Here is a 21,522-nt window from a genome sequence, read left to right as displayed (position 1 = left end):
CGGTCGTCAGCCAGGAATGCCGCTCACCGGGACGCGGTCCAGAGCGGCTCGCCGCCCGTGCCCTTGATGCTGGCCCGCCAGCTCTCCTGGATCTGGCTCACCACCTGGTCCGGCATCGGCACGTAGTCGAGATCTTGCGCCATCTTGTCGCCGCGGGCGAACGCCCAGGCGAAGAAGTCGAGCGCCTGCTTGGCCGCGGCCGGATCCTTGGGCTCCTTGTGCATCAGGATGAAGCTGGCACCGGTGATGGGCCAGCTCTTCTCGCCGGGCTCGTTGGTCAGGATTTCGCCCATGCCGGGGGCGGCGGCCCAGTCGGCGTTGGCGGCTGCGGCCTGGAAGCTCTCGGCGCTGGGCTCGACCGGCTTGCCGGCCTGGTTCACGAGCTTCGCGTACGTCATCCTGTTCTGCTTGACATAGGCGTACTCGACATAGCCGATCGCGCCCTCGGTCTGCTTGACCATGTTGGCGACACCCTCGTTGCCCTTGGCGCCGATGCCGACCGGCCACTGAACCGAAGTGTTCGAGCCGACCTTGGACTGAAAGTCCGGGCTCACCTTGGCGAGATAGTTCGTGAACAGGAAATTGGTACCAGAGCCGTCGGAACGGTAGACCGGCGCGATCGCCGTGTCGGGCAGCTTCACGTCCGGGTTGAGTTTCTGGATCGCCGGATCGTTCCAGGCCGTGACGTTGCCGAGGTAGATATCGGCGAGCGTCCTGCCGTCGAGGACGATCTGGCCCGGAGCGAGGCCGGGGACGTTGAGCGCCGGCACCACGCCACCCATGATCTGCGGCCACTGGATAAGGCCGTTCTTCTCGAGATCGGCAGCTTTCATCGGCATGTCGGAGGCGCCGAAGGTCACGGTCCCGGCCGTGATCTGCTTGATGCCGCCGCCCGATCCGATCGACTGGTAATTGAGGCCGATCCCGGTCTCCTTCTTGTAGGCTTCGGCCCACTTGGCGTAGACCGGGTAGGGAAAGGTGGCGCCTGCACCGGAGATATCGGCCGCGGTCGCGGCATGCGCACCGATGCCGACCATAACGGCGGTCGCCAGCGCTCCAGCAAAACGCTTCATGGCTGCCTCTCTCGTTCGCTCGCAGGGCGCGAGGCGCCGGTCTCACGTTCCGGCGCCCGCGCACCGCCCGGTCTAGCCGGCCCGTGCGCGACTCCTATGGCAATTCCGTGACAGCTTCGTGACGGCGGTCAGCTTTCCTCCACGGGCAGATAGACCGTGAAGCGGCTGCCGCGGCCGAGCTCGCTCTGAATCGCGAGATGGCCCTCGTGGCGGCGGAGGATGTGCTTGACGATGGCGAGGCCCAGACCCGTGCCGCCGACACGGCGCGAGCGCGCCTTGTCGACCCGGTAGAACCGCTCGGTGAGCCGCGGGATGTGCTCGGGCGGGATGCCCTCGCCGAAGTCGATCACCGCAACCCGCACGGCGGCCCGCCCGCTGAGCGGACCGGCCTCGGGCGGGGCCATGGGCAGCGCTTCGGCCTCGATGCGCACCCGCTTTCCCGAGGCGCCATATTTGACGGCGTTGTCGAGGAGGTTGCCGAAGAGCTGATGGAGCTGGTCGGCATCGCCGCGCACCGGCGGGAGCGGCGCCAGAGCGAGCTCGAGCGCGACCCCGCTGCGCTCCGCGACCGGCCGGAGCGTTTCGGCCATCCGTGCGAGCAGCTCGGGCAGCTCGATCCGCTCTTCCGGGCGGCGGCTCTCGGCGACCTCGATCCGGGAGAGCGAGAGGAGATCGTCCACGAGCCGCGTCATCCGGGCCGCTTCCTCGGCCATGGTGGCGAGGAACATCTCGCGCGCTTCCTGGTCGTCGCGCGCCGGCCCGCGCAGGGTCTCGATGAAGCCGATCAGCGAGGCGAGGGGGGTTCTGATCTCGTGGCTCGCGTTGGCGACGAAGTCCGAGCGCATCCGCTCGATCATCACCTGCTCGGTCTGCTCGCGCAGCGCCAGGATCACGCCACGGCCGCCGTCGCCGAGATCGACGGGCTCCACGCGCGCCGCGAACTGCTTCAGGCGGTCGCTCACCGGGTTGTAGACGACGCTGCCCGAGATCCCGCCGCCGAGCGCCGCCTGGACCGCGCCGAAGATGGCCGGGTCCCTGAGCGCCCGGCCGAGAGGGACTTCGCCGGGAGGCAGCGCGAAGCCGCGCCGTGCGGCCCGGTTGGCGAGGCGGACGACGAGACTCTGATCGACGAGAAAGACCGGGTCGGGGAGGGCCTCGATCACGGCCGCGAGGAGCCGCTCCTGAGCCGCGGCGTGCCGGCGCGTGCGGGCGAGCGTGCGCATGAGCTCGAGCACCGGCCAGACGATCCACTCGAGCGCGTAGACGACATAAGGCTCGGGCGGATCGTCGGCGCGCTCCTGACCGGCCAGCCGTAATACCCAGGCAGCGAAGTGTCGGACTTGGCGGATCCAGGACCAGGCGACGAGGAGCGCTGTCACAGCACCGATGGCGAGCGCCAGCAGGAGCTGCCACCAGCGCAGCTCGGCCGTGAGCTCGAGCACTGCCACGGCCGCGAGCGCCGGCAGCGCCCCGACCAGGGCGTCACGCAGAAGCCGGAGCAGGTTCGGCGAGCCGAGCGCCGGCATCGGCGAGGCGGTCGTGCTCAAGCGCCGCTGCGCGCCCTGTGCGCCGGGAACAGGAACTCGCGGCCGACCTTGACCCGGTACTCGCCGTTATAGGCGATGATGTCGGCGGTGGCGTAGGTCTCGGTCCAGCGCTCCGGCAGATAGGAGCCCGTGCCGATGATGTCGATCGGGGCCCTCACGCTCGCCATCAGCTTACACTTGGATGGACCGAAGCCGGAGGAGGCGATGATCTTCACCTTGTCGAAGCCGGCGGCGTCGAGCTGCTCGCGCATGTGGTAGATCGCGGCCGCCGTGACGCCCGTGCCCGTGAGCCAGCTCAGCTCCTCGTGGGTGCGGTAGGTGCGGATCGCGTGCGGGACGTGCCGCTCGAGCACGGCGTAGGATGCCGCCACGTCCAGGCCTTCGATGAACCGGCCGCCATGAGTATCGAGTCGCACGCCGAGACGCCCCTGTGCGGCGAGCTCGGGAAAGCGGCGGCATACCTCGAGCGCGTCCGTGATCTCGCGGCCGAAATAGTCGACCAGCACGTAGAGCGGATCGTCGGGGAAGGTCTCGTGGAACATCTCGGCCGCGCGCACCGTGCTGCCGGCATAGCCGATCAGCGCGTGCGGCATGGTGCCGAGGCCGGTGGGCTGGCCGAAATAGTGCGCCGTGGCGTCGGTGGCGTTGCCGATGAAGCCCTTGGCCCCGGTCTCGCGCCGCGCCCGCGCCGAGCCGACCGAGGCGGCATAGGCCATCATCTCGGCCATTTCGGCGCCCGCGCAGTGGCGCGCGTCCATGGCGAGGAAGGCGACGTAGGGCAGGTCGGTCGCCATGGTGTAGGCGTTGTAGGCGGCGACGCAGGCGGGGCCGAGTCGCTGCAGGAAGATCGTCTCGAGATCGACCAGGTGGCGGAACGGGCCCGTGATGTAGAGGAGCGGCTCGCCGGCGCCGACCCAGTCGCCCTCGGCGTGCAGCAGGTCGATCTCGGCCTCCGTCCCGCGCTCGGCCAGCACGCGCTGCAGCCATTCGACCGCGAGCCGTGGCGTGAACACGACCGGGCGGCGCATGAACACCGCATAGGTCACACGACAATCGCCGAACCGCTCGACGATCGTGCGCGTCTTGACGAAGTACTTGTCGGAGTAGCGCCCGACCTCGCCGTCACTCGGCGCCATGCTCGGCTTCCCCCAATCCACCAGAGGCAGGAGCTAAGAGGGCAGGTGCGACGGTGTCAATCGGCGGGTGAGGGGCGGGAAGGGAAGTCCCTGCGCGGACCTCCCTTCGCGAGGATCGCCTACGACGCCGCGCGCAGGAGCTGGCGCTCCTCCTTCAGCGCCTCGGCCATCAGGAAGGCGAGCTCAAGCGCCTGCTGCGCGTTGAGGCGCGGGTCGCAGTAGGTGTGATAGCGATCCTGCAGGCAGGCGTCCGTGATCGCCTGAGCGCCGCCGGTGCACTCGGTCACGTCCTGGCCGGTCATCTCGAGATGGATGCCGCCGGCGTGCGTGCCCTCCGCCTTGTGGATGGCGAAGAAGCTCCGCACCTCGGAGAGGATGCGGTCGAACGGGCGGGTCTTGTAGCCGGTCGACGACTTGATCGTGTTGCCGTGCATGGGATCGCACGCCCAGACCACGTTGCGGCCGTGGCTCTTGAGCGCGCGCACGAGGATCGGCAGGTGCTTCTCGATCTTGTCGTGGCCCATGCGGCTGATGACGGTGAGGCGGCCGGGCTCGTTCTGCGGGTTGAGCACGTCGCACAGACGCAGGAGGTCCTCGACCGTCATGGTGGGACCGGCCTTGACTCCCAGAGGATTGGCGATCCCGCGACAGAACTCGACGTGCGCCCCGTCGAGCTGGCGGGTGCGGTCGCCGATCCACAGGAAATGGGCGCTCGTGTCGTACCAGAGGCCCGAGGTCGAATCGACCCGGGTCATGGCCTGCTCGAAGCCCAGGAGCAGGGCCTCGTGCGAGGTGTAGAGCTGCGTGCGGGTGATCTCGGGCGTGGTGAGATCGGTGACGCCACAGGCCCGCATGAAATCGAGCGCTTCCGTGATCCGGTGCGCCATGTCGCGGTAGCGCTCGCCCTGTGGGCTCCGGTCGAGGAAGCCCAGTGTCCACTGGTGCACGCGCGTGAGCGAGGCGTAGCCGCCCTGGGTGAAGGCGCGCAGGAGGTTGAGCGTGGCCGCGGCCTGCGAGTAGGCCTGGAGCTGGCGGTAGGGGTCGGGGACGCGCGCCGTCTCGTCGAAGTCGATCGCGTTGACGATGTCGCCGCGGTAGCTCGGCAGCTCCTTGCCGTTCACGACCTCGGTGGGTGCCGAGCGCGGCTTCGCGAACTGACCGGCGATTCGGCCGAGCTTCACGACCGGCATGCCGGCACCGAAGGTGAGGACGACCGCCATCTGCAGGAGCACGCGCAGCGTGTCGCGGATCTTGTCGGCCTGGAAATCGGCGAAGGCCTCGGCGCAGTCGCCGCCCTGGAGGAGGAAGGCCCGCCCGGCGCAGACCTCGGCCAGCCGCTCCTTCAGCGTTCTGGCCTCGCCCGCGAACACGAGCGGCGGATAGCTCGCGAGCCGACGCTCCACCTCGGCCAGGGCCGCCGCATCCGGATAGGCCGGCATCTGCTGGACAGGTCGGCTGCGCCAGGAATCCGGCTGCCAGTCGCGTGCCATCGGTAGAATTCCCTCGAGAAGACGATCCATCCGGCCTTCTAGCTCTGAGCCGGCTGATACATGGTGACGAACTCTTCGGCGGCGGTGGGGTGCAGCGCCACGGTGGCGTCGAAGACGGCCTTGGTGGCGCCCGCGGTGAGGGCGACGGCGAAGCCCTGGATGATCTCTGCCGCGTCCTCCCCGACCATATGGCAACCGAGCACGCGATCGCTCGCCTTGTCAACGACGAGCTTCATCATGGTCCGGCCGCTGCCGCCGGTCAGCGTGTGCACCATGGGCCTGAAACGCGTGCGATAGATCGTCACATCGTAGCCGAGCGAGCGGGCACGGGCCTCGCTCAGGCCCACCGAGCTCGCCTGCGGCAGGGCGAACACCGCGGTCGGGATGGTCTCGTAGGCGACGGTCTGCGGGTTGTCGTTGAACTGGGCCTCGGCGAGCGCCCGGCCTTCGGCGATCGCCACGGGCGTCAGATCGAACTGGGCGGCACCCAGCCCGTGCCCGCCGTGGTCGCTGCAGTCGCCGACGGCGAAGATCCCCTTCACGTTGCTGGCATAGCCGCGATCGACCTGGATGACGCCGATGTCGCTCATCCTCACACCGAGATCCTCGAGCCCGATCCCGCGCGTGTTCGGGATGGGGGCACGGCCGGTGGCGTAGATCACGCGATCGCACGCGATCACGCCGCGGTTGGTGTGGAGGGCGAAGCCGTCGCTCGTGCGCTCGATCCGCTCGACGCGGGTGTCGGGCTGGATCTTCAGGCCATGCGCCCGCATCTCGTCGGTCAGATGCCGGCGGAGATCCTCCTCGAAGCCGCGCAAGGGCAGATCGCCGCGCAGCACCAGCGTCGTGTCGGCGCCGAGCGCTCGGAAGATGCTCGCGAACTCGACCCCGATATAGCCGGCACCCACGACGACGAGCCGGCGGGGCAGGGGATAGACCTGCTCCAGCACCTCGTCCGAGGTCATGGCATGCTCGATGCCGTCGATCTCGGGCAGGCTCGGATGGGCGCCGACGGCCACGAGGATGCGCCGGGTGTGGATCTCGTGCTCGCCCACGGCGACGACGAAGCCGTCGCCCGACCAGCGTGGCTGGACCCTGGCCCGACCCGTGAACAGCTCCACGCCGGCCTTCTTCAGCATGTCGATGTAGATGCCGTTGAGCCGGTCGATCTCCTGGTTGCGCGCTCGGCACAAAGCCTCGAAATCGAGCGGGGGGCGCTCGCCGATCTGCCAACCATAGGCCCTGGCGTCCGCGAGCGCCTCGCCGAAATGGGCGCCGTAGTGCATCAGCTTCTTCGGCACGCAGCCGCGGATCACGCAGGTGCCGCCGACACGGCGCGCCTCGGCGATGCCGACCTTGGCGCCGTAGGAGGCGGCGCGGCGCGCGCACGCGACGCCGCCGGAGCCGGCGCCGATGATGAAGAGATCGAACGTGGTCATGGACCTCAGCCTATGCCGCCGAGGCTGACGTACTTGATCTCGAGATACTCGTCGATGCCGTACTTCGAGCCCTCGCGGCCCATGCCGCTCTCCTTGACGCCGCCGAAGGGCGCCACCTCGTTCGAGATGACACCGTCGTTGACGCCGACCAGGCCCACCTCGAGTGCCTCGGCGACCCGGAACGCGCGGCCGAGATCGCGGGTGTAGAAGTAGCCGGCGAGGCCCACGTCGGAAGCGTTGGCGAGCCGGATCACCTCCTCCTCGGTCTCGAAGCGGAAGAGAGGAGCGACCGGGCCGAAGGTCTCCTCGTGCGCGATCTTCATCTCGGCGTTGCAGTTCGCGAGCACGGTGGGCTCGAAGAAGTGGCCGCCGAGCGCGTGGCGCTTGCCGCCCAGGAGGATCGAAGCGCCCTTGGCGGTGGCGTCGCCGATGTGCTCCTCGACCTTCTGCACGGCGTTCTCGTCGATCAGCGGCCCGATCTGCACGTCGGCACCGGTGCCGGGGCCGACCTTCAGCTTCGCCGTGGCGGCCGCGAGCTTCTGCGCGAACGTGTCGAACACGCCGGCCTGGACGTAGATCCGGTTGGTGCACACGCAGGTCTGGCCGCAGTTCCTGAACTTGCAGGCGATGGCACCTTCCACCGCTTTGTCGAGATCGGCATCGTCGAAGACGATGAAGGGAGCGTGGCCGCCGAGCTCCATCGACACGCGCTTGACCGTGTCGGCGCACTGCTTCAGCAGGATCTTGCCGACCTCGGTCGAGCCCGTGAACGACACTTTCCGCACCTTCTTGTTGGTGCAGAGCTCGGTGCCGATGGTCCCCGCACTGCCGGTGATCACGTTGAACACGCCCTTCGGCACGCCCGCCCGCTCGGCGAGCTCGGCGAGCGCCAGGGCGGAGTAGGGCGTGGCGCTCGCGGGCTTGACCACCATGGTGCAGCCGACGGCGAGCGCCGGGCCGGCCTTCCTCGTGATCATCGCCGCCGGGAAGTTCCAGGGTGTTATCGCCGCGCACACGCCCACGGGCTGCTTCAGCACGAGGATCCGGCGCGAGGCCACGGTCTGCGGGATGACGTCGCCGTAGACTCGCTTCGCCTCTTCCGAGAACCATTCGAGGAACGAGGCGGCATAGGCGATCTCGCCCTTGGCCTCGGCCACGGGCTTGCCCTGCTCGCGGGTCATGAGATAGGCGAGATCGTCGGCGTGCGCCATGACGAGCTCGAACCAGCGCCGGAGGATCTGGGCGCGCTCCTTGCCGGTCTTGGCGCGCCATGCCGGCAGCGCCCGCTCCGCGGCCTCGATCGCGCGCCGGGTCTCGACCACGCCCAGGCTCGGCACGGTGCCGATGATCTCGCCGGTGGCGGGATCCGTCACCTTGACGGTGCGGCCGTCCTCCGCTGCGATCCAGGCACCGTCGATGTAGCAGTGCTCGCGGAACAGGCGCTGATCCTGGAGCTGGATTCGCACATCCTTGAGTGCCGTAGCCATGGTGCCTTCGTCCTTGCTGGTCCGGAGCCGGCACGCTCCCGAGGTGCCCAGGTCCGATCCGGGTGAGAAAGTGCGCGGAGTATACCGCCGGGACGGCCTCCGGCAAGCCGCCCGCCGAAACGGCTATTCTCTGCCCGGACGCCAGCTCGGAGGCGCGAAGCGGGCGCGGGGCGCGTCCTCGAACGCGTCCTCGATCAGGATGCGGGTATGCGGCGCCATCGGCAGGGCGAGGGCGGCATCGCGCTCGAACCAGCCGAGGCGGTCGACCTCGTCCTGGCAGGGACGCTCGGCCCCGCCCGTCGCCCGCGCCGCGAACGCGATCCCGACATAGGACACGACGTCGCCGTTCGGGTAGGTCAGGCAGAAGAGCGGGCCGCCATAGACGCCGATCACGCGCGTGAGCTCGACCACGAGCCCGGTCTCCTCGAACGCCTCGCGCACCGCGGCATCGGCCGGCTGCTCGTTCGGGTCCATCCCGCCGCCCACGGTCTGCCAGGTGCCGTCGTCGCGGTTGCGCACGAGCAGCAGCCGGCCGGCATCGTCGCGGATCATCACGGCGACGGAGGGCAGGAGCACGAGCTCGTGCCCGATGCGGCTGCGCAAGCGCCGCAGGTAATCCGAGATCGCCATCGCCTCTCCTGCCGCTCCACCTCGTCGGTGGTTCTAGGCGGCGCGCGCCCTCGTGGGAAGCAGGTGCTACCCGGAGCGTCAGGCCGCGGCCCGCTGCTCCAGCACGCGCTCGTACACGGCCTCGATCCGGCGCACGGTCTCGTCGAGATCGAAGGAGCGGCTCGCCGCGGCGGCACCGGCGGCCAGCCTGCGGGCGAGTCCCGGCTCGCGAACGAGCCTCGCGATGGCTGCGGCCAGGGCGCCCGAGTCCTCGGTCGGCACGATCAGGCCCGAAACGCCATCGGTGATCACCTCGTTCGGCCCGCCGGCGGCGCTGGTGACGATCGGCAGACCGCTCGCCATGGCCTCGAGCACGCTGAGGCCCGCGGCCTCGCTGATCGAGGCCTGGGCATAGATGTCGAAGGCGCGGTAGACGGCCGGCATGTCGAGATGCCGGCCGACCAGGAACACCCGGCCGTCGAGGCCGAGCGCGGCGCATCGCGCCTCCAGGTCCGCGCGTACGGCACCCTCGCCGACGACGACGAGGCTCGCCTCGAGCCCGCGCTGCAGGAGCTCCCGAACCGCCTCGATCAGGAAGCGATGGCCTTTGTTGGGGTGCAGCATCCCCACCGTGCCGACGACCGGCCGATCCGGCGGCAGGCCCCACCGCTCGCGCAGCCGCACGCCGGCGGCAAGTGGAGCCGAGGCGAACCGCTCGACCGGGATGCCGTTCCAGATCACCTCCACCTGCGCCGGGTCGAAGCCCTTGGCCTCGGTGAGGAACCGGCCCGCGTAGGCCGAGACGGCGATGGCCGGCGAGCGCGCCACCCGCGCCAGCGTGCGCTCGAGCAGCATCTGCGGCCGGGTGATGCCGGGATCGACATAGTGCTCCTGCACGATGGCGGGCACGCCCGTGAGCAGCCCCACGATGCGGCCGATGGTCGTCGAGGCGTAGCCGTTCAGGTGCATGAGGTCGATGCGCTCGCTGCGCACGAGCTGCATCACCCGCAGGACCGCCCGCGGCTGGTACTTGCCGAGGCCGAGAAAGCGCACCTCGAGCCCCAGCCGGCGCAGGACCTTTTCCGCCGGGCCGGCCGCGCGCAGGCTGCAGACGACCGGTCGGAAGCGGCGCCGATCGAGCCGCTCCACGAGCCAGGAGAAATATCGGACAGGCCCGCTGACGGAAGAATTCCAATAGTCGAACTTGTCGATGAGGATCAGAAGATTTACAGGCCCTTTCCTGGTGCTTCCTTCAGTTTTGTTCGCGGCAGACAAACGTGCCGTCACCGATCATGTCCCCGAATCTGGATCGAACCTCATCACGCCCAGTCTATCACGCAGGACCCAATAGGCGATGTCAATGCTGCCGTGGCATGGGCTCGGGCGCACCGACATGGTCGGGAGAAGCTCGAGGCATCCATGCGGCTTGCCAGCACCGGCCGATTTCGTGAGACTGCCGGGCCGGACTTGCATCATGGCCGTGATGCCGACTTCGGCTCGGCGCGGCTGCAGCGCGCGCTGCAAGGAAAGCGGACGATGGATAGGACGAAAGCATGCCGGTGGACGGCGGCAGCATGATCATGAATGCCGGCGCGGTGTCGGGCCGGTCCGAGGCTAAAGGCCGGCAGCGCTCGCTCACCGCGATCCTCGTGGGCGGTGGAATCTGGGCGCTCGGCGGCAAGTGCATCGGCGCCGCGCTGGGCCTGGGGATCACGGCCATGCTGGCGCGCCTGATGCCGCCGGCCGAGCTCGGCATCTATCTGCTCGCCTTCAGCATCGTGGCCGCCGCCGCCACCGTGGCGCGCCTCGGCCTCGAGCAGGTCGGGCTCAGGCTCGTGGCCGAACATCTCGGGTGCGACGACGTCGTTGCGGCCGCAGCGGTGGCCTGGCGTGCTCTCGCGGCCGTGGCGCTCGCCGGGCTCGTGATCGGGGCAGGTGGGGGCGTTCTGCTCGGCCCGTGGCTGGGGTATCGCGTGTTCGGCTCGGCCGCTCTGGCCGAGGCGATGCCGGCTGCGGCCGCCTGGCTCGCCTGCTTCGCCGTGCAGCTCACCCTGGCCGAGCTGTTCCGGGGCTGCCGCGACATCAGGCTGGCGAGCCTTTTCGGCGGCACGGCCTTCGGCGGCGTCCTGTCGACCGGCCTGCTTGCCGCTACCGTCGGCGGTGCCTGGGCGCTGGGCATGAGCCTCGATGCGCGGCGAGCGCTCCTGATCTCGGCTGCCGCGACGGCCATGGCCACGATGCTGGGAGCAGCGCTTCTCGCGAGAAGGCTGCCACCCTCCTGGAAGCCGGCACCGCGTGGTCCGGGCTGGTGGCCGCTCGTCCGGCTCGGCTTGCCGCTGCTCGTCTCGCAGCTGGGGATGCTGATCGTGCTCCAGGCCGACATCTGGATCCTGGGCATGTTCCGTTCCGAGAGCGAAGTGGCGCTCTACGGGGCGGCGAGTCGGGTCGTGAGGCTGCTCGCTCTCCTCACGGTGGTCAACGACGTGACGGCACCCGAGATCGCGCGCCTCAACGTGCGCAGGCAGCACGAGCGGCTGCAGACGCTCCTCCAGATGACGGCGACGGTCGCCGCCCTGCCTTGCCTCGTGGCGCTCGTCGTTCTGGCAGTGGCTCCGGGCGAGCTGCTGACACTGCTGTTCGGCCCGTTCTACCGCGACGGCGCCCCGATCCTCCTCGTGCTGGCGCTGGGAACGGCGTTCGTCGCGTTCGTGGGCTCCGCACCCTACGTGCTGATGATGACCGGGCACGGGGCCGTGCGCATGGCGGTGGCGCTGGGCGGCACGGCGGCCATGCTCGCGGGCGGCTTGGCGCTCACCCCCGCCTTCGGCGCGATCGGCCTCGCAGCAGCCGTGGCCGGGGCTCTGGCGGCGCAGCAGATCGCCGCCTGGCTCTGCGTGCGGCGCTGCTGCGGCATCTGGACCCATGCCGACCCGGTCAAGGCCGCGGGCCTGCTGTGGCGGTTCCTGACAGCACGGACGAATTCCTCGCATGCGGCGTAAAATCGATTTCTTCCTCGTGGGTGCCCAGAAGAGCGGCACCACCTCGCTTCACCGCTACCTGCAGCTTCATCCGCGCATCTTCCTGCCTTTTCGCAAGGAGATCGCCTGCTTCGTTCTGGAGGAGCAGTACCGCCGGCTGGAGCAGGAGCTGGCCCTCAACTACCCCGAGACCATCGACGCCGAGCTCGTGGGCCTCTCCAACGTGGAGCTCCTGTTCTTTCCTTACGTGCCGGAGCGGCTGCGCCGCTACAATCCCGATGCCCGGATCGTCGCGGTGCTGCGCAACCCGATCGACCGGGCCTATTCGGCCTACTGGTACCAGCGCTCGGTCGGGGTGGAACCGGCCGGCTCGTTCGAGGAGGCGCTCGCGCGCGAGCCGGCGCTCGACCCTACGAGCACCCACGACCGCGCCCAGCGCGCCTATCTTGAGCACGGTCATTATGCCGAGCAGCTCGAGCGCTTCCGGCGCTGGTTTCCACCGGAGCGCATCCACGTCCTGCTCTACGACGACATGCAGCAGGACAGCCGTTATCTGTCGCGGCTTCTGGGCTGGCTCGGCATCGACGATCCCACGTTCGAGCCGCCCGAGGAACGCCACAACACGGCGAGCGTGCCCCGCTTCCCACGGCTCCAGCGCATGCTGCGGGCACCGGATTCGCGCGTGAACCGGGCCTACAAGGCCGTCGTTCCGGCGCGCCTGCGCTATTTCCTGTTCCGCCACGTCGTCGAGCCCCTGAGCGAGGCCAACGCGCGGCCGTTCCGCTACCCGCCGATGCACGAGGAGACGCGCGAGCGCTTGCGCGCCTACTTCCGCCCGCACAACGAGCGGCTCTCGGCCCTTCTCGGCCGCGACCTCGCCCACTGGGTATGAGCCCGGTCGCGGCCGTCGTGTGCGCTCAGGCCGCGAGGCCCTTGGCGAGGAAAGTGCTCATCCGTCGCGAGAAGGCGCCGGGATCGGGAATCGGCTCGCCCTCGACGATCCGCGCCTGGTCGAGCAGGAGCCGGGCCAGCTCGTCGAATTGCAGCCCCTTGGTCTCGTCCTTTGCCATCTCGGCCATGCGCCGGATCAGCTCGTGCTGGCCGTTGATCTCGAGCACGCGCTTGGAGAGCCGATCGATCTGGCTGTGCTGCTTCAAGAAGCGCTCGAGCCTGAGGTCGAGCCCGTGCTCGTCGGCGACGAGGCAGACGGCGCTGTCGCGCAGGCGCTTGGACGAGCGGATGTCGGTCACCTCCTCGCCGAGCGCCGTCTTGAGGCGGGCGATCAGACGCTTCAGCGCTTCGTCGTCGAGCTTCGGCTCGCTCTCCTTCTCCGCCTCGCCCTCGGCCTTGATGGCGGAGAGGTCGACCTCGCCCCGGGTCAGCGAGCGGAACGGCTTGCCCTGGTAGTCCTTGACCTCGGGCAGCCAGAAATCGTCCACGGGATCGTCGAGGAGCAGCACCTCCACACCCTTGGCCAGCGCCTGCTCGAGCTGCGGGCTCGTGCGCAGCGCCGTGTGGCTCTCGCCGCTGATATAGTAGATCGCGTCCTGGCCCTCCTTCATCCGCGCCACGTAGTCGGCGAGGCTGGTCCAGCCGGCCCCGTGCGTGCTGCGGAAGCGGGCGAGCTCCAGGAGCTTCTCGCGGTTCTCGGCGTCTTCGTAGAGACCTTCTTTGAGGACGGAGCCGAACTCGGCCCACCAGTCCTCGTAGCTCTTGGTTTTGGCCTCGCCGTCGGGCTTGGCCTCGCCATCGGCCGATGCCGCCGTGCTCGCCTTGGCCTTGGCCGCGATCTCGTCCAGAAGCCGGCGCACCAGCGCCTTCTTCATCTTGGCGATCACCGCCCCGTGCTGCAGCGTCTCGCGGCTGACGTTGAGCTGGAGATCCTCGCTGTCGACCACACCGCTCACGAAGCGCAGATAGCGCGGCATCAGCGCCTCGAGGTCGGACGTGATGAACACGCGGCGCACGTAGAGCTTCACGCCGTGGCGGCGCTTCGGGTCGAAGAGATCGAACGGACGCGTGCTCGGGACGAACAGGAGTGCCGTGTAGGAGAGGACACCCTCCGCCGTGAAGTGCAGCCGCGCGAACGGCTCGTCGAAGGCGTGGGCGACGTGGTGGTAGAACTCCCGGTACTGGTCCTCGCTGATTTCGCTCTTGGGCCGGGTCCAGATGGCGCTGGCCTCGTTGATCTGCTGCGGCTCCTCGGCCTTCGCCTTGCCGTCGCCCGCCTTCTCGCGCACCTCCAGGAGGATCGGGATGCCGATATGGTCGGAGTAGGTCCGCACGATCTGGCGGATCTTCCAGCCGTCGAGATATTCCTTGGCGTCGGCCTTGAGATGGAGCGTGATCGAGGTGCCGCGCGGGACCGTGGCCGGCGCCTCTTGCACCGTGTAGCCGCTGCGGCCGTCGGAAGCCCAGATCCAGCTCTTGTCCTCGCCCGCCTTCCTGGTCTGGACCACCACCTTGTCGGCCACCATGAACACGGAATAGAAGCCGACGCCGAACTGGCCGATCAGCTTCAGGTCCTTGTCCTTGTCGCCCGAGAGCTGCTCGAGGAACCGGGCCGTGCCCGAGCGCGCGATGGTGCCCAGGTTCTCGCACAGATCCTCGCGGTTCATGCCGATGCCGTTGTCGGTGACCGTGAGCAGGCCGAGGGCCGCATCGGCCAGGATGCGGATCTTGAGATCGGGATCGGTCTCGAGGAGTTCGGGCTGGCTCAGGGACTGGTAGCGGAGCTTGTCGCACGCGTCCGACGCGTTGCTGATCAGCTCGCGCAGGAAGATGTCGCGCTCCTTGTAGAGCGAGTTGATGACCAGATCGAGCACACGGCTGACATCGGCCTCGAACGGCTGCACGGTCTCGGTCATGGCGGCTCGGATTTCCCTGTGGTGACGGCAGGTTGAAAGGGCTGCGCCCGATTTGGGGATGGCAGCGCGGAGGTTCAACGGCCGGGGGCGCCGTGCTAATCCTGGCCCGTTCGAGCGGAGGAGTGCCACATGGGCGAGCCGGCCCGGCGGATGACGATGACCGTAGGCGAGTTCCTGGCCTGGGACGACGGAACCGACACGCGCTACGAATTGGTCAACGGCGAGATCGTCGCCATGGCGCCGCCGAGCGAGGCCCACGGCACGATCGCAGGCAATTGCTGGGGCGAGATCGACCGGCGGCTGGAGCGCCGCCCGCCCTGCCGGGCGATCGTCGAGGCCGGAATCCGGCTCGACGATTACAACCACTACAAGGCGGACGTCGCTGCTTCGGGCCGGGAGCCGGAGGGTGCCCCTTATGTCGAGGAGCCGTTCCTGATCGTCGAAGTGCTGGCCGAGAGCACGGCGGACCACGATCTCGGCGGCAAGGTGCGCCGCTACATCGAGCTGCCGTCGGTACGCGAGATCTGGCTGGTCGACAGCCGCGAGCGCTGGATGCAGGTGTGGCGCCGCGACGCCGATTGCTGGATCGTCACCATGCCGCTGCGGGGCGCAGCCGGCTTCTCGAGCGAGGCGTTGGGCGACCGGATCGAGCTCGACCGCCTGTATCGCAACACCGGCCTTTGACGGCCGCTCTTCCGGACAGCAGCACCCGAGCATGACCGCCCCCGCGCACCACGCCCACCATCGTCACGACCACCACGACCATGTCGAGGCCGGCAACGAGCGCCGGGTCTTGTGGGCGCTCCTGCTCACGGGTGGTTTCATGCTGGCGGAGGTGGCGGGCGGGCTCCTCGCCGGCTCGCTGGCGCTTTTGGCCGATGCCGGCCACATGCTCACCGACACCGCCGCCCTGGGCCTTTCCTGGTACGCGTTTCGCGTCACCCGCCGCCCGGCCACGCCGGAGCGCTCCTACGGGCATGGCCGCATCCAGGTCCTGGCGGCGCTGATCAACAGCGGTGCTCTCATCGTCATCGCGATCTGGATCACGGTGGAGGCGGGGCAGCGCCTCCTGGCACCCGTGCCCGTGCTCGGCGGGCCGATGCTCGCCGTGGCGGCCTTGGGACTCGTCGTCAACATCGCCGCCTTCTCGATCCTGCACCGCCACGAGGAGACCGATCTCAACCTGCGTGGCGCAGCCCTCCACGTCGTGGGCGACCTCTTGGGCTCGATCGGCGCCATCCTGGCGGCGCTCGTGATCTTGTGGACGGGCTGGACCCCGATCGACCCGATCCTCTCCGTGCTCGTGGCCCTTCTCATCCTGCGCGGCGCCTGGTCGAACCTGGCGCGCGCTTGGCACGTGCTGATGGAGGGTACGCCCGAGGATATCGACGTCGACGCCTTGCAGGCCGAACTCGCCGACTCGGTCCAGGGCGTCCTCGACGTGCACCACGTCCATGCCTGGTCGATCCTGCCCGGCCGGACGCTGATGACGCTCCATGCCTCGATCGCCGAGGAGGCCGACCACGACACGGTGCTTCACGAGCTCCAGCATGCGCTCGCCGAGCGGTTCGGCGTGACCCACGCCACGATCCAGATCGAGCGCAACCACTGCACCGACCGGCCGCACGGAAGCCCGCCCGCCCACGCCTCAGCCGCCACCTGCCACCGCACCGAAGCGTAGCCGGACGAAGGCGGCAGGCTCGGCGAAGCCGCGCAGCCGGGCCGTCTCCTCGACCGGGGCGTGGGCGGCGAGAAGGCGTTCTGCCCCGGGCGTCGTCGCCAGCGTTCGCGACAGCACGACGTCGCCGCCGCGGCTCTCGCCCTGGAGCCGGGCGGCGAGGTTCACCGTGCCGCCGAAATAATCCAGGCGCTCGTTGAGGGTGACGGCGATGCAGGGGCCTTCGTGGAGGCCGAGCTTCAGCACGATCGGCGCGCGCGCCGTCGCGTTGAAGGCCGCGATCCGCTCCTGCATGGCGATGGCGGCGGTGAGCGCCTGCAGCGGGTCGTGGAAGGCCGCCATGACCGCATCGCCGATCGTCTTGACGATCGCGCCGTCGTGCTCGCGCACGATGCCGGCGAGATAGGCGAAGTGCTCGCGGACCAGGCGGTAGGCCGCGGCGTCGCCGATGGCATCGTAGAGCGCCGTGCTGCCCTTGAGATCGCTGAACAGCAGCGTCACCCGGCGGATCGCGACTTCGTCGCCGGGCCGGAGAACCTCGGCCGAGAACAGGTCGCGGAAGGCCTGAAGCGTAGCGACGCGGTCCGCCGTGAGCGCGTTCCGCACCCAGGCGCGCTCCTCGATCACGACGGTGCGCTGATGCGAGAAAGCATTGCGCAGGCGCACCCGTCCCGGCGGCGAGGGTTCACCGGCCGTGATTCCTTCGGCCGTCAGGCTCACCGTGGGAAAGGGGCCGGACCCGTGCTCGATGTCGGCCTCGGGGCCGGCCTCGAGCGTGCGCAGGCGGTAGAAGCTTGGCGGAAGCTCGAGCTCGATGAGCCGCTCTTCGCCTGGGGCCAGTGTCACGTGTGCCCAGATGTGCGGCGTGCTCATGGGGCCGAGGAGGCAGAACTCGCCGTCCCCGAGCGGCCGGATGGCGGCCGCCGGGCGGAAGGTCAGCTCGACGTTGCGCGAGAAGTCGCGACCATACGCGATGTTGCAGGTGCCGCAATGCGCTCCTTCCGGCAGCCGGTCGAGGCTGCCCGTGCTCGCCTTCGCTCCCCGGCAGCGTGGGCAGAGCAGGTCCCAGCGCAGCTCGAGCAGGCCCAGCCGTGTCGCCTCCAAGCAGGCCTCGATCACGTGCCGCTCCGGTATTACCCAGCGCCGTGCCAGCTCGAGCGGCCGGATTCGCTGCGCATCGATCTCGCCGGCCTCGATCAGATACCGGGCGAGGAGCTCGCCCAGCTCGTGGCCGTAGGCCGACCGGTCGAGCTCCTGCGCGAGCCGCGTCAGACGCTCGCGCGCGGCCGGCCTCAGGGCGGGCGGGGGAGGGGTGAAGGCGACGGGCCGCCCGCCCAGCGCGAACCGGTCGGCCTCGGCGGCGAGCCTGCGGACCACGCGCTCCCCCGATGCCAGGAAGCCGCCTGCGAGGAGGGAGCCGGGAAGGCCGCGCGGCTCGACCTCGAGCGTGTACTCGCCGCGGCAGCCCCCGCCCTCGGGATGAAGCTGGCAGCGGGCGTAGAACGTGCGAAACGGGCCGCTGCGGAAGGCGCGCCGGTGCTCGAACCAATGCCCCCGCACCCAGTTGGAAGGCAGGTCCTCCCATTCGAGCCGCAGCGGGCCCATGCGGGCGCTGCCGATGAAGGTGATGCTGCCGTCCGGCCCCGGCAGCTCTCGGATCTGATGCCGGGGCAAGCCTGCCGCCTCGTTGAAGCGGGCGGTATCGGCCAGCGCCTCCCAGACCGCATCGGGGGCTCCCTCGAACAGCAAGGAGATGATGCGCCGGCTCGGCTCCATGCGCACGCCATTGCCGCTCGGGATGAGCGGACCTGCCACCATATCTAGCGGCCGCTGCCGCTTCCGACCACTCACGCCGGTGCGAACCTCTTGCCAAGCGACCTGCCAGGGGCAACATTGAGCCCATGGTTCGACAGCCTGCGTCCCCTGGCCGGGTGGTGGCGGTCTTAGGGCCGACCAATACCGGCAAGACCCATTTCGCCGTCGAACGCATGCTCGCCCACCAGTCGGGCATGATGGGCTTCCCCCTGCGGCTCCTCGCACGCGAGATCTACGATCGCGTCGTCGCGGTTCGCGGCAAGGATTCCTGCGCTCTCATCACCGGTGAGGAGAAGGTGGGCAGGGACGACGCGCGCTACCTGATCTGCACGGTCGAGGCGATGCCGATGCATCGCGAGGTCGCGTTCCTCGCCGTCGACGAAATCCAGCTCTGTGCCGACTACGAGCGCGGCCACATCTTCACCGACCGGCTCCTGCACGCGCGCGGCTACGAGGAGACCATGTTCCTCGGCTCGGACACGATCCGGCCGATCCTGAAGCGGCTCGTCCCTTCCGCCGAGATCGTCACCCGCCCGCGCTTCTCCACCCTCTCCTTCGCCGGAGACATAAAGCTGCACCGGCTGCCGCGGCGCAGCGCCGTGGTCGCGTTCTCGGCGGCCGAGGTCTACACGCTGGCCGAAGTGATCCGCCGGCAGAGGGGCGGTGCCGCGGTCGTGCTGGGGGCGCTCTCGCCGCGCACCCGCAATGCCCAGGTCGCGATGTACCAGGCCGGCGAGGTCGAGCACCTCGTCGCCACGGATGCCATCGGCATGGGCCTCAACATGGACGTGGCCCACGTCGCCTTCGCCGACCTCACCAAGTTCGACGGCCGTGAGAGCCGACGCCTCACCACCACCGAGATGGCACAGATCGCGGGCCGTGCCGGCCGCCACATGGCGAGCGGCACCTTCGGCGGCACGAACGGCTGCCAGCCGTTCGAGGAGCGCGAGATCGAGGCCATCGAAAGCCATACCTTCCCGCCCTTGAAGGCGCTGCGCTGGCGCAACAGCGATCTCGACTTCCGCAGCGTCGACACGCTGACGGCGAGCCTCGACCGGGCACCGGAGCTGGACTGTCTCGTCAAGGTGAGGGACGCGCTCGACCACCGGAGCCTCGTCCTTCTCTCTCGCCGCGACGACATCCGCGCCGCGGCGCAAGGCACGGAGCGGGTCCGGCTGCTCTGGCAGGTCTGCCAGATCCCCGATTTCAGGAAGACCCTGACCGACGCGCATCTCCACCTTCTGGCCACGGTCTACAAGCACCTGACCGGCCCCGAGCGCGTTCTGCCCAACGACTGGGTAGGGGGCATGATCGCGCACCTCGAGCGGACCGACGGCGACATCGACACGCTCGTCAACCGGATCGCGCATATCCGCACCTGGACCTACATGTCGCACCGCACGGCCTGGCTGCGCGACGCCGCCCACTGGCAGGAGCGGGCGCGCGAGGTCGAGGACCGCCTCTCCGATGCGCTGCACGAGCGCCTGATCCAGCGCTTCGTCGATCGCCGCACCTCGGCTCTCCTGCGCTCGCTCCGTGAGCGGGGGGAGCACGCGGCGCTCGTCGAGGCCGACGGCGAGGTCGTCGTCGACGGCCATCTGGTCGGCCGGATCGAGGGCCTGAAGCTCGCCATCGCCACGCCCGACGCCGATGCCGACCGCCGTCTGCTCGCGGCTGCGGCACGGCGTGCTGCCCAGCCGGCGCTGCGGCGCAAGGCGGGCGAGCTGGCAGCAGCGGACGACGACGCGTTGTCGCTCGACGAGCAGGACTGCATCCTCTGGCGGGGGGCTGTGGTGGCCCAGCTCCGGCGGGGGACCGGCATCCTGCGGCCCCGGATCGAGCTCGAGGTGGACGGCGGCTTCGATGCGGCCGGTCAGGAGGCCGTCCGCAGGCGGCTCGAGCGCTGGCTCGAGGACTGGATCGGCCGGCGGCTCGAGAGGCTGAAGGCACTGGAGCTGGCCTCGCGCGGCGCGGAGCTCGGCGGCCCCGGCCGGGGCATCGCTTTCCGGCTGGTCGAACATCTGGGCAGCATGGCGCGCGAGGAGGCGGAGAGCCTGGTCGCAGGCCTCGACGAGGCCGACCGGCGGATGCTGACCAGGCTCGGCGTGCGCTTCGGCATGCTCCATCTCTACGTGCCCGACCTGCTCCGGCCCGCCGCCAACGAGGCGCGCGCCCGGCTGCTGCGGATCTTCCATGGCCGGGCGGTCGCCGTGCCGCCGCCGGGGCGCACGGTGCTGCGGCCGGCTCCGGCCGGCGAGCGGCACGACGTGATCGCGGTAGGCTTCGCGAGCTTCGGCGGGTTCGCGCTGCGCGTCGACATCCTCGAGCGGCTCGCCGCCCGGATCCGTACCGCGGCGCGGGGGACGCGGGTCTTCACCGTGCCGGCTGCGCTCGCCGCCGAGGCCGGGCTCAGCCGTGCCGAGCTGTTCGCGGTCGTGGAGGCGCTGGGCTTTCGGGCGGCGACCTCGGAGAACGGCGAAGAGGGGACGTTCACCCGCCCGCCCCAGCGGAAAGCCCCGCGGCACCGCCCGAAGGCGGAGCGCCACGAGAAAGGACGCCGCGCCGCCGCCGGCCGCACCGGCCCGTCGCCGTTCGCTGTTCTGGCGCAGCTCAAGGTGTCGACGTGACCGACCCGAACGCGCTCCGGCTCGACAAATGGCTGTGGCACGCGCGGTTCATCAGGCATCGCGGCCTCGCCGAGGAGATCGTGGCGGCGCGCCGCGTGCGGCTCAACGAGCAGATCGTGCAGAAGACCCACCAGCTCGTCCGTCCGGGCGACGTCATCACCCTGACCGAGCCCATGCGGGTGCGCGTGCTGCGAGTCCTGGCGCTCGGCCAGCGCCGCGGACCCGCGAGCGAGGCACGCCTGCTCTACGAGGAGATCACGCGGATCGACTGAGCCGCTCCGCGTGATCGCCCCGGACGAGGCTCACTTCGCCGTCGCCTCCTTGAGATAGGCGATGACGTCCTCGCGCTCGTCCTCCTTCTTCAGCCCCGGGAACGCCATCTTGTTGCCGGGGATGTAGGCCTTCGGGTCCTCGAGATACTTGGCGAGGGTCTCCTCGTCCCAGGTGAGACCCTCCTCGCCCTTCTTCTTCATGGCCTCGGAATAGTTGAAGCCTTCCTTCGTGCCGGCCTTGCGGCCGAACAGGCCGTGCAGCGAGGGGCCGACACGGTTCTGATCGGCGTTGGCCACGTGGCAGGCCTGACAGCGCTTGAACACCTTCTCGCCGTTGGCAGCGTTACCGTCCGCCATGGCCGTGCCGGCCGCGAGCACGGCGAGCGAGCAGCCGAGCATCCATGCCTTGAGCATTCTGCCTCCCACAATGAGGGGTGAAAGCAAACCGGTGCGACCAACGCCGCGCCGCAGGGGACCGTTTCCCCGGCCGCTCGCCGCGCGTCG

Annotated in this window: 17 protein-coding genes; 6 read left to right on the top strand and 11 right to left on the bottom strand. The window is 69.6% G+C overall.

Features of this window, described 5'->3' with window-relative positions; translation table 11 throughout:
* Positions 1-23 precede the first annotated feature (23 nt).
* The 8 genes from pstS to U1T56_RS01735 all read right to left on the bottom strand — a co-directional run bounded on the left by pstS (position 24) and on the right by U1T56_RS01735 (position 10,068).
* Positions 24-1,073, bottom strand: a complete 1,050-nt coding sequence (pstS, locus tag U1T56_RS01770; RefSeq protein ID WP_418157705.1) for a phosphate ABC transporter substrate-binding protein PstS — start codon at positions 1,071-1,073, stop codon at positions 24-26.
* 128 nt (positions 1,074-1,201) lie between these two features.
* On the bottom strand, positions 1,202-2,620 hold the full coding sequence (locus tag U1T56_RS01765; protein WP_418157704.1) for a sensor histidine kinase: 1,419 nt from the start codon (positions 2,618-2,620) through the stop codon (positions 1,202-1,204).
* Positions 2,617-3,756: a nicotinate phosphoribosyltransferase gene (locus U1T56_RS01760; protein ID WP_418157703.1), complete on the bottom strand. Its 1,140-nt coding sequence runs from the start codon at positions 3,754-3,756 to the stop codon at positions 2,617-2,619. The genes U1T56_RS01765 and U1T56_RS01760 overlap by 4 nt, the downstream gene beginning before the upstream one ends.
* 119 nt (positions 3,757-3,875) lie before the next feature.
* Positions 3,876-5,246: a class II 3-deoxy-7-phosphoheptulonate synthase gene (locus tag U1T56_RS01755; protein ID WP_418157838.1), complete on the bottom strand. Its 1,371-nt coding sequence runs from the start codon at positions 5,244-5,246 to the stop codon at positions 3,876-3,878.
* 38 nt (positions 5,247-5,284) lie between these two features.
* Positions 5,285-6,685, bottom strand: coding sequence for a glutathione-disulfide reductase (gene gorA, locus U1T56_RS01750; protein WP_418157702.1), 1,401 nt, complete (start codon positions 6,683-6,685; stop codon positions 5,285-5,287).
* A 5-nt stretch (positions 6,686-6,690) separates the two neighbouring features.
* On the bottom strand, positions 6,691-8,172 hold the full coding sequence (locus U1T56_RS01745) for an NAD-dependent succinate-semialdehyde dehydrogenase (protein ID WP_418157701.1): 1,482 nt from the start codon (positions 8,170-8,172) through the stop codon (positions 6,691-6,693).
* Positions 8,173-8,295: 123 nt separating this feature from the next.
* On the bottom strand, positions 8,296-8,802 hold the full coding sequence (locus U1T56_RS01740; protein WP_418157700.1) for an NUDIX domain-containing protein: 507 nt from the start codon (positions 8,800-8,802) through the stop codon (positions 8,296-8,298).
* A 78-nt stretch (positions 8,803-8,880) separates the two neighbouring features.
* Positions 8,881-10,068, bottom strand: a complete 1,188-nt coding sequence (locus U1T56_RS01735; protein ID WP_418157699.1) for a glycosyltransferase — start codon at positions 10,066-10,068, stop codon at positions 8,881-8,883.
* 266 nt (positions 10,069-10,334) lie between these two features.
* Between U1T56_RS01735 and U1T56_RS01730 the strand changes: the two genes are divergently transcribed.
* Both U1T56_RS01730 and U1T56_RS01725 read left to right on the top strand, forming a co-directional pair.
* Positions 10,335-11,780, top strand: a complete 1,446-nt coding sequence (locus tag U1T56_RS01730) for a lipopolysaccharide biosynthesis protein (protein ID WP_418157698.1) — start codon at positions 10,335-10,337, stop codon at positions 11,778-11,780.
* Positions 11,770-12,651 carry a sulfotransferase domain-containing protein gene (locus tag U1T56_RS01725; RefSeq protein ID WP_418157697.1) on the top strand — a complete coding sequence of 294 codons (882 nt, stop codon included), beginning with the start codon at positions 11,770-11,772 and terminating at the stop codon, positions 12,649-12,651. The genes U1T56_RS01730 and U1T56_RS01725 overlap by 11 nt, the downstream gene beginning before the upstream one ends.
* Positions 12,652-12,676: 25 nt before the next feature.
* Here U1T56_RS01725 and htpG read toward each other — a convergent pair whose 3' ends face one another.
* Positions 12,677-14,626 (bottom strand): molecular chaperone HtpG, encoded by a 1,950-nt coding sequence (gene htpG / locus U1T56_RS01720; RefSeq protein WP_418157696.1) that lies wholly within the window; start codon positions 14,624-14,626, stop codon positions 12,677-12,679.
* Positions 14,627-14,755: 129 nt separating this feature from the next.
* Here htpG and U1T56_RS01715 point away from each other — a divergent pair, with 129 nt between their 5' ends.
* Together U1T56_RS01715 and U1T56_RS01710 are read left to right on the top strand one after the other, a co-directional pair.
* Positions 14,756-15,310 carry a Uma2 family endonuclease gene (locus U1T56_RS01715; protein WP_418157695.1) on the top strand — a complete coding sequence of 185 codons (555 nt, stop codon included), beginning with the start codon at positions 14,756-14,758 and terminating at the stop codon, positions 15,308-15,310.
* 31 nt (positions 15,311-15,341) lie between these two features.
* Positions 15,342-16,307: a cation diffusion facilitator family transporter gene (locus U1T56_RS01710; RefSeq protein ID WP_418157694.1), complete on the top strand. Its 966-nt coding sequence runs from the start codon at positions 15,342-15,344 to the stop codon at positions 16,305-16,307.
* On the opposite strand, the gene U1T56_RS01705 is transcribed toward U1T56_RS01710, so the two are convergent.
* Positions 16,275-18,122 (bottom strand): adenylate/guanylate cyclase domain-containing protein, encoded by a 1,848-nt coding sequence (locus U1T56_RS01705; protein WP_418157693.1) that lies wholly within the window; start codon positions 18,120-18,122, stop codon positions 16,275-16,277. The two genes, U1T56_RS01710 and U1T56_RS01705, sit on opposite strands and share 33 nt — an antisense overlap.
* A gap of 83 nt (positions 18,123-18,205) precedes the next feature.
* On the opposite strand from U1T56_RS01705, the gene U1T56_RS01700 reads away from it, so the two are divergent.
* Together U1T56_RS01700 and U1T56_RS01695 are read left to right on the top strand one after the other, a co-directional pair.
* Complete coding sequence (locus U1T56_RS01700; protein WP_418157692.1) at positions 18,206-20,746, top strand: helicase-related protein; 2,541 nt, start codon at positions 18,206-18,208, stop codon at positions 20,744-20,746.
* Positions 20,743-21,018, top strand: coding sequence for an RNA-binding S4 domain-containing protein (locus U1T56_RS01695; RefSeq protein ID WP_418157691.1), 276 nt, complete (start codon positions 20,743-20,745; stop codon positions 21,016-21,018). Before U1T56_RS01700 ends, U1T56_RS01695 begins: the two co-directional genes overlap by 4 nt.
* A gap of 30 nt (positions 21,019-21,048) precedes the next feature.
* Here the strand turns inward: U1T56_RS01695 and U1T56_RS01690 are convergent, their stop codons facing one another.
* Complete coding sequence (locus U1T56_RS01690) at positions 21,049-21,432, bottom strand: c-type cytochrome (protein ID WP_418157690.1); 384 nt, start codon at positions 21,430-21,432, stop codon at positions 21,049-21,051.
* Positions 21,433-21,522 lie beyond the last annotated feature (90 nt).

Origin of the sequence: Benzoatithermus flavus, assembly GCF_037908215.1 — a bacterium.
Lineage (GTDB): Bacteria > Pseudomonadota > Alphaproteobacteria > Geminicoccales > Geminicoccaceae > Benzoatithermus > Benzoatithermus flavus.
Note: the sequence above shows the minus strand (reverse complement) of the source record. Positions and strands in the feature narration are given on the sequence as shown.